This is a genomic window from Shewanella sp. SR43-8 (assembly GCF_014163775.1).
Classification (GTDB): domain Bacteria; phylum Pseudomonadota; class Gammaproteobacteria; order Enterobacterales; family Shewanellaceae; genus Shewanella; species Shewanella vesiculosa.
On sequence record NZ_JACJDX010000006.1, the window covers coordinates 307,304 to 316,294 of the forward strand.

The window sequence follows — 8,991 nt, forward strand, 5'->3', positions numbered from 1 at the left end:
AACGACTAAAAATTGTTAATTGTAAGTAACTTGTAATAACATAGCGCTACTTAAAAATGGGCGGAACAGCCCGTTAAATGACTTTTGTTAGCACAAGGATATTTTTATGGTGCGCTTTTTAGATCATATGGCCCATGGTCATCGTTTGTTGTTGTCAGCAGCATTGGCGTTATGCAGTATTTATTTTATTACTTTTTACTCCCCCCTTGTAGCTGCTAGCCCAATCCATGCTGAATTACCGAGACAATCTTTCAATTCTCAATGGCACCTTGGGGATCATCAAAACCAAGGCCTATTGGTTGACAATGTGCCTAATTGGGTTACACCAATAGCGTATGATTTACCAGATAAGGTTCCATCTTCAGAGCTTGCCGATGGGGTGTATTACTTGCTTATTGATGAGCAGTCTAAAGTCACCGCCGATGGCAGTCTAACTCAGTTTAATCATTATGCGACCAAAGCGATGACGCCCAAAGGCTTAGAAGCTGTCTCGCAAATTAGCATTACGTTTGATCCCGCTTATCAGAAAATTATTTTCCATAAGATGAATGTTATTCGGGATGGGGTGGTCATTGATAAAAAAGCAGACAGTGAATTTAATTTACAACAAGTCGAAAGTGGGCAGCGATTAATTTACGATGCCTCTAAAACGGCGAGCTGGTTTTTACATGATATTCGTGTCGGTGATATTGTTGATTATCAATACAGTATTGTTGGCACTAATCCTGTTTACCAAGGGATCTATTCAGATTCTCGACGTTTACAATGGGATGTTCCCGTACATCAACAATTTTTACGTATTATTTGGGGGAAAAAGCAACCGCTTAATTTTTCTGTAAATAATACTGAGATGAAATTTACGCAAACGCAATTAGGCAATGAAATTGATTATCAGCTGATGTTAAAAGACATGCCCGTGAGTAAGTATTATTCAGACGCTGCCAGTTGGTTTCATCCTTATGCTAGCGCTTATTGGTCTGAGATGGATTCTTGGCAACAGGTTAGAGAGTGGGCTCAGGCGCTCTTTGCGCCACAAATAGATCAAAATCAAGCAATTCAAGAATTGGTTAATCAATTCCGAAGTGCTGATACCCAAGCCGAACAAATCATGCTTGCGTTGAATTTTGTTCAACAAGATATTCGTTATTTGGGTATTGAAATTGGAGCCAACAGCCATTTACCCGCTAAGGCGAGCGATACATTGGCCAAGCGATATGGCGACTGTAAAGATAAATCTGTGTTATTAATTGCGCTACTTAGAGGATTAGGCATTCAAGCATCACCTGTTTTGGTTAATACCAAAGAGGGCAAGATCTTACAAGACTCCTTACCTCGAGCATCAGCATTTAATCACATGATAGTCAAAGTCAGCTTAGATAATAAATTTTACTGGTTAGACCCTACACTGCTGAATCAAAATGTTGCTTTACCGGTTGTGTTTCAACCCAATTATGGCTTCGCCCTTGTGGTTGGAGACAATACTCAACAACTTGAATTAATGGATTCAGCAGCAAGTGGTTCTCTTGTAGAGTTTCATGAAGTGTATGATTTTACACAAGGAGTTCATGGTGAGGGGAGTCTACATGTCACAACCACTTATCAAGGAGATCAAGGTACTCGTATTCGTGGACGATTAGCTGATATTGGCTTACAGTCTCTGTCAGACAATTATCAAAATTATTATAAAAATTCGTTTAATGATCTTGAAGTTGCTACGCCTATGTCTGTAAGCCAAAATACTCAAACCGGCACGACAATTTTTAAAGAACACTACGTAATCAAACAACCTTGGATAAAAGCTGACAATGGTAGTTTTGGTCTTAGCGTTTACGAAAGCCAAGTATCCCCCTACATTTCCATGCCAGAAAGTCATGGACCAAGAGTGTTGTCTTTGAGTCATCCCATTACTTTATCGGGTGATATTAAGCTTAAATTATTGGATCAGAAATGGACATTTGATAAAGAAGTTTTGAACGAAACTAACCCCTTTTTTGATTTTAATTACAAAGTGACATTCGATGACTCTATAAATGAGCTGACATTAGCATATCATTATCAATCGAAAGTTGACCGTGTCGAAGCCAATGAAGTTGATCAATATGTTGCAGCATTACGAAATGTCGCTGATGTGGGCAGTTTTGGTCTGGTTGATTATGGTACTGCTAATTCCACGACGGCCTCAGATAATGATTTTATTGATGATTTAGACACAGATTCACGTATTTTACTCAGCTATGTTTTTTGCTTTTTTATCGGTACTTCGTTTTGTTTAGTTTCCTGGCTGCGAGAGAAAGCTCCTGCTGATGATGCCCAGTTTTACCCAGTATCCACGACCAAAATGTCTGTGATGATCTTTATGACTCTTGGTGTGTATATTTATTATTGGTGTTATAAAAACTGGCAATATATTCGCACGCTAGAGCAATCGTCAATTTGGCCGAGGGCAAGAGCCTTTTTTAACGTAGTCTGGTATTTCCCATTGTTTGCTAAGTTAAAAGCAAACAATGATGCTAGAGAGCAGCCCAAAAAACTGATCTCAGAAACTACCGCCATTAGTTTATTCGTTGTTTATGTGATTGTGTCGATAACCTATTCAATGCGTGATGACTTTTATGTAGATGTGTTGATCCTCATTGTTACTTTTTTGCCGTTAGCGTTATACATTAACCGGATTAATGACAAAGCAGGAGCCGCATATCAACATAACTCTCGCTGGCGACTGCGTCATCTCGTCATAGGGCTGTGTGTTTTACCACTCTATTTGGTGAGTATTGCGTCAACTATTGGCTTGTCTAGTCAAGATGAGGTCATTGAAGGACAACGGTTGTGGAGCCGAGATATTGCATTTTTACGCCAACATCAATTGATCAGTGAACAAGAGCTACCGGTATTATTTTACAATCATCATTGGTTTAATAATCAAGTTGAAGGAAATGGTTTTAGTGCCACGAAGGTGTTTTCATATTGGACTGAAAATGGCAAGTTTATCTCGTATTCAGTGGCAATTGCTGATATCAAAGATATCACCACTGAGTTAAATGAACAAAAGGATCAATTATCCACCATCATGATAGAGCCTTTGCAAGGCGAAGCATTTAGGCTGGTTGTTTCCAATTCTAAAAACAAAGACAGTCAATTTGTTGAACAGCTCACTGCGTTGTGGAAAACGAGTCAAAATGAATAATTTGAATACATCGACTGTTTTAAGGTATTAGCACATGAAAACTATTGGCATGATCGGCGGCATGAGTTGGGAGTCGACACTCAATTACTACAAAGCCATTAATCAAGGAGTAAAGTCCGCGTTAGGTGGCTTACATTCAGCGAAAGTGTGTTTATACAGTGTCGATTTTGCTGAAATTGAAACCTTACAACATCAAGGTTTGTGGCAACAAACAGCATTGTTATTGACCGAGGCAGCTAAAGCGGTTGAAGCTGGTGGTGCTGACTTTTTGTTAATTTGTACCAATACTATGCACAAGGTTGCCGATGAGATACAAGCCGAAATAGGCATCCCAATTTTGCATATTGCAGATGCCACAGCCAATGCGCTACTTGCCGATGGTATTAGCAAAGTGGGCTTGCTCGGCACCCGTTTTACTATGGAGCAAGACTTTTATAAACAGCGTATTAGCGACAATTATCCTATTGAGGTTATGGTGCCGAATACGGAAGATCAGACCATTGTTCATGATGTAATTTATCAAGAGTTATGTTTAGGGCAGATTAATGAACAGTCTCGTCAGGCTTATTTATTGATTATTGATAAGTTGTTTGCGCAAGGAGCCGAGGCGGTTATTTTAGGCTGTACCGAGATTGCATTATTGGTGCAGCAACAACATACCCCAGTGCCTTTGTATGACACGACGCTAATACACGCTAATAGTGCAGTGAAGTTGGCTTTAGATAATCATGATGAGACCCAATATCTGATTATGCGCGAAAGCTAGTATCGGTTGCCTCGTTCTAATATCGATAGATAAAAAAACGCCTTACACAAGTGTAAGGCGTTTATCATTTCTAATGGCGCTTTTGGTTAGTCTTTGTAAGCACGGCCATAGAAGCTGTCGAGTAACACTTGCTTAATCTCGCTGATTAATGGGTAACGAGGGTTAGCACCTGTACATTGATCATCAAACGCGTCTTCTGCAAGTAGATCCAGTTTTGCAATAAAATCTGCTTCATTAACACCGGCTTCTTGAATCGATGCAGGAATACCAATGATCTTTTTCAGCTCTTCGATTTTATCTATTAGTTTGTCTACTTTTTGCTGATCCGTTTTGCCGCCTAGCTTTAAATGATCTGCAATTGCAGCATAACGGCATAATGCTTTAGGGCGGTCGTATTGACTGAAGGCCGCTTGTTTAGTTGGCATATCTGTCGCGTTAAAGCGGATAACGTTAGAGATTAATAATGCATTAGCTAAACCATGAGCCAAGTGGAACTCAGCACCCAGTTTGTGCGCCATTGAGTGACAAACTCCTAAGAATGCATTGGCAAAAGCAATCCCCGCTATTGTCGCACCATTGTGAACTTTTTCACGAGCGACAGGGGCTTTAGCACCTAACTCATAGGCATCAGGCAAGTATTTCACCAATAAATCGAGCGCTTGTAATGCTTGGCCATCGCTGTATTCGTTTGCCATTACACTGACATAAGCTTCTAACGCGTGAGTTATCGCATCAATACCACCAAAAGCAGTTAATGACTTGGGCATGTTCATCACAAGGTTAGGATCAATAATCGCGATATTAGGTGTTAATTCATAATCTGCAATAGGGTATTTTTTGCCTGTGATCTCATCGGTGACTACTGCAAACGGAGTCACTTCAGAACCGGTACCCGATGTGGTAGGTATCGCTACCATTTGGGCTTTAAGTCCCATTTTAGGGAACTTATAAATACGTTTACGGATATCCATGAATCGCAATGCTAAATCAGCAAAGTCGACATTAGGGTGTTCGTACATTACCCAAATAATCTTAGCCGCATCCATTGGTGAACCACCACCTAATGCAATAATTACATCAGGTTGGAAACTTTGTGCCACTTTAGCACCTTGGCGCACAATGGCTAAGGTTGGGTCTGCTTCTACTTCATAAAACACTTCAGTTTCTAGGCCCTGTGCTTTAAGGATTTTTAATGTCTCGTTGCAATAGCCGTTATTAAATAAAAACTTATCAGTAATAATTAATGCACGTTTTTTGTCGCTTAATTCTTCTAATGCGATTGGTAAGCTACCACGACGGAAGTAAATTGATGATGGAAGCTTATGCCACAACATGTTTTCAGCCCTCTTAGCGACCATTTTTTTATTAATTAAGTGGCTTGGGCCAACGTTTTCAGAAATTGAGTTACCGCCCCATGAACCACAGCCTAGGGTTAATGATGGTGCTAATTTGAAGTTGTATAAATCACCAATACCACCTTGAGAAGCTGGGGTGTTAATCAAAATACGTGCAGTTTTCATTCTAAAACCAAAGGTTTTAACACGTTCTGTCTGAGTGTCTTGATCGGTATACAAGCCTGATGTATGACCTATACCGCCTAAGGTCACTAAGGCCTCTGCTTTATCCATTGCTTCGTTAAAGTCTTTGGCTTTATACATACCTAACAACGGAGACAATTTCTCGTGGGCAAATGCTTCCGCATCATCAATATCGTTAACTTCCCCAATTAGTACTTTAGTATTACTGGGGACTTCAAAGCCTGCCATGGCCGCAATAGCTACCGCACTTTGACCAACGATATCAGCATTAAGGCCACCATTTTTAAGAATGACATTTTGCATCGCCGCAGTTTCAGCTTTAGATAAAATATGACCACCGTAATGAGCAAAACGTTCTTTAACTTGCTTATATATACTGTCTACTACAATCACGGCTTGTTCAGACGCACACACAACACCATTATCGAAGGTTTTTGACATTAAAATAGAGCTAACAGCACGTTTAATATCAGCGGTTTCGTCGATCACGATAGGAGTGTTACCCGCACCAACGCCGATAGCAGGTTTACCAGATGAGTAGGCGGCTTTCACCATGCCTGGACCACCAGTGGCTAAAATTAAATTAACTTTTGCGTGGGTCATTAATTGGTTTGATAATGCAACACTGGGTTGATCTATCCAGCCAATAATATCCTTAGGCGCACCAGCCGCTACTGCTGCATCTAATACTATTCTCGCAGCGGTAGTCGTTGAGTTTTTGGCTCTTGGATGTGGAGAAAAAATAATCCCATTACGAGTTTTTAAACTAATAAGTGCTTTAAAAATAGCGGTCGATGTTGGATTAGTGGTTGGCACAATACCGCAAATAATGCCGACAGGTTCGGCAATGGTGATGGTACCAAAGGTGATATCTTCGGAAAGAATTCCGCAGGTTTTTTCATCTTTATACTTGTTATAAATATATTCAGATGCGAAGTGGTTTTTAATCACTTTATCTTCTAATACACCCATACCCGTTTCGATTACCGCCATTTTAGCCAATGAAATACGCGCATCTGCAGCAGCAAAAGCAGCGGCTCTAAAAATGGCATCTACTTTTTCTTGGCTAAAGTTTGCAAATTCAGCCTGAGCCTTGGCAACGCGTTCTACTAATAAATCAAGTTCTTGTGTATTGGTGACTGTCATAGTGGTTTCCTTTAAAAACATTCAACAAAGCAGTTTTGCAAAACATTCTTTGTAAATAAAATTACATCTTCTAGTGGCTGTTTGTTGTGATGATGACCACAAAATCGTAATAATTGGTAATTTTATTACGGTTTAGGTGTTTTTAAATCAGTAATATCGCATCTTAATAAGGCTTTGATTTCACTATCACTTAAAACACCCTAGTACACAATACTATGGTTATTTATCTTAATTACAGCATGAAAGCCTTGTTTACATAACGAATTAACAGGCCTTCGTTGAGTGAAATTGGTTGGTATTGAAGCATTAGTCATTGTTTTATATTTAAAACGGTATGTTTCTTGTTCACTTTTATAAGTGACTCTGAAGCAAATTATTAACCAATGTAAAAATACAGCATTGAAATTTAATAATATTTTATTCCTTGCTAGGCTACATAAGCAATGCCTAAAGTTTGTTTAGCTTATTTAATTGAAGATTTGTGATTGACATCAATATTTATAAAAGGGAATATGCTCAGTAGAGGGGCATTTGCTCATTATGTGTTTTTAGAGCAATTGAATAGCTTTAGTGATCTATACACGCCTTATGCAGCATTAGTGGGCCTATCAACTATGACGATATTGGATAAATGATTGTTATTTGATGTCCAACAAGCTGTAAAATGGATTTATAGTTCTGATTTATAGCGTTAAGGCGGGTATATGAACACTGATACACAATTGATTATTTTTGACTGTGATGGCGTGATTATCGACAGTGAAGTCATTAGTGCCAAAGTGTTAATCGACAAACTCGCCGAGTTGGGCTGCACCATTGACATGGCGTTTGTACAAGAACACTTTTTAGGTTGTCAATTTACAACTGTAGCAGACAAGGTGAAGCGTTTATTGTCTACCAGCTTACCTCAACATTTTGAGGAAGAGTATCGACAGCAATTACTTGTAGAATTTGAAAAAAATTTAACGGTAACAGATGGCATCAAATCAGTATTGTCTAGCTTGAAAGTACCATATTGTATTGCAACCAGTAGCAGTTTACCCCGAACAACGAGAGCATTAGAGGTGGTGGGATTAACCGAGGTGTTTGGCAGTCATATCTTTACTGCAAGCCAAGTTAAACAAGGCAAACCTGCTCCCGATTTATTTTTATTTGCAGCAGACGCAATGGGCGTAGAGCCTCAGCATTGTTTAGTCATAGAAGACAGTTATTTTGGTGTAAGTGCTGCAATTACAGCCAATATGAACGTGATTCATTATGTTGGTGGTGGTCATATTATCGATCGCCTTGATAATGAATTACACCGAGTATCACAAGTATTTCCAACAGTGCCAGTATTAAGTCATTGGCAGAATTTTGATCGTTTAATGCCAGCATTAGTGCGTTGATAGTGCATAAAAGGGATAGCATGGATACCAAATCAAACTCTGAACTCGCAAGACTAGAGCAAGCTGCACGTGCTGCCTGGCTATATTATGTTGCTAAAAATACTCAAGATGAAATCGCTCAAAAATTAGAAGTATCAAGACAGTCTGCACAGCGTTTAGTTGCTTTAGCCGTGAGTGAAGGCCTAATTCAAGTCCGTTTAGACCATCCAATTGCTAAATGCATGGAATTGGGACATCAACTGACCCAGGCCTTTAACTTACTAGAATGCGAAATTGTACCAAGCGATCCCGCTGACAGCAGTTCGGTTCATGGATTAGCACAAGGTGGTGCGAGTGTATTAGAGCGTTATTTAAAGTCCGAACAGCCAAAGACGTTAGCTTTTGGCACAGGCCGCGCACTTAAAGCGTGTATCGATGAGTTACCTTCAATGCAGTGCCCACAGCATAAAATCGTATCGTTATTGGGCAATATGATGCTCGACGGTTCAGCATCTGCTTTTGATATCGTAGTGAGTATGGCCAATAGAGTACAAGCTAAGCACTACCCAATGCCGTTGCCCGTTATTGCCAGCTCGGTAGCTGAGAAACAGCTTTTGCATGACTTGGCGCCGGTAAAAAGTATTTTTGAATTAGTCAAACAAGCTGATGCGACTTTTGTCGGAATCGGCCACATGGGCATAGAGCCACCATTACTACTTGACGGTTTTATTAATCAGTCTCAGTTAGATGCATTAGTTAATAATGATGCGATCGGTGAAATCATTAGTTGGGTTTATAACCAACAAGGACAATTACTTGATAATTCAATCAATCAACTGGTGATGAGCTCACCGTTAAATATTGAGCGCTTCAATTAAATGCTGTTGTTGTTTGGCGAGGGAGTATTCTTGGCCCACAGTGTTTTCCACTTCGTTAACCGCATTTAATAGGGTTTCTTGATAGACCCAATAGCGCTGCTCTGTGGTTAAT

5 protein-coding genes are annotated in these 8,991 nt (G+C 39.7%); 4 read left to right on the plus strand and 1 reads right to left on the minus strand.

Going from position 1 to position 8,991, the window contains the following annotated elements:
- The first annotated feature begins 106 nt into the window (after window positions 1-106).
- Window positions 107-3,184, plus strand: a complete 3,078-nt coding sequence (locus H5114_RS10075; RefSeq protein WP_182722828.1) for a DUF3857 domain-containing transglutaminase family protein — start codon at window positions 107-109, stop codon at window positions 3,182-3,184.
- 34 nt (window positions 3,185-3,218) lie between these two features.
- Window positions 3,219-3,950, plus strand: a complete 732-nt coding sequence (locus H5114_RS10080) for an aspartate/glutamate racemase family protein (RefSeq protein WP_124014972.1) — start codon at window positions 3,219-3,221, stop codon at window positions 3,948-3,950.
- An 86-nt stretch (window positions 3,951-4,036) separates the two neighbouring features.
- Here H5114_RS10080 and adhE read toward each other — a convergent pair whose 3' ends face one another.
- The gene (gene adhE / locus H5114_RS10085) at window positions 4,037-6,634 is read right to left on the minus strand and encodes a bifunctional acetaldehyde-CoA/alcohol dehydrogenase (protein ID WP_124014971.1); all 2,598 of its coding nucleotides are present in this window, start codon (window positions 6,632-6,634) and stop codon (window positions 4,037-4,039) included.
- A gap of 704 nt (window positions 6,635-7,338) precedes the next feature.
- Here adhE and H5114_RS10090 point away from each other — a divergent pair.
- Both H5114_RS10090 and H5114_RS10095 read left to right on the plus strand, forming a co-directional pair.
- Entirely contained in the window at window positions 7,339-8,022 is a 684-nt protein-coding gene (locus tag H5114_RS10090) for an HAD family hydrolase (protein WP_124014970.1), read from the plus strand.
- Between the two features lie 20 nt (window positions 8,023-8,042).
- The gene (locus H5114_RS10095) at window positions 8,043-8,879 is read left to right on the plus strand and encodes a sugar-binding transcriptional regulator (protein WP_259395267.1); all 837 of its coding nucleotides are present in this window, start codon (window positions 8,043-8,045) and stop codon (window positions 8,877-8,879) included.
- Window positions 8,880-8,991 lie beyond the last annotated feature (112 nt).

What these genes read in the sequence shown, in the direction of transcription:
- H5114_RS10075 (WP_182722828.1), top strand. Translation starts at nt 107, where the DNA reads ATGGTGCGCTTTTTAGATCATATGGCCCATGGTCATCGTTTGTTGTTG.
- H5114_RS10090 (WP_124014970.1), top strand. Translation starts at nt 7,339, where the DNA reads ATGAACACTGATACACAATTGATTATTTTTGACTGTGATGGCGTGATT.
- adhE (WP_124014971.1), bottom strand. Translation starts at nt 6,634, where the DNA reads ATGACAGTCACCAATACACAAGAACTTGATTTATTAGTAGAACGCGTT.
- H5114_RS10095 (WP_259395267.1), top strand. Translation starts at nt 8,043, where the DNA reads ATGGATACCAAATCAAACTCTGAACTCGCAAGACTAGAGCAAGCTGCA.
- H5114_RS10080 (WP_124014972.1), top strand. Translation starts at nt 3,219, where the DNA reads ATGAAAACTATTGGCATGATCGGCGGCATGAGTTGGGAGTCGACACTC.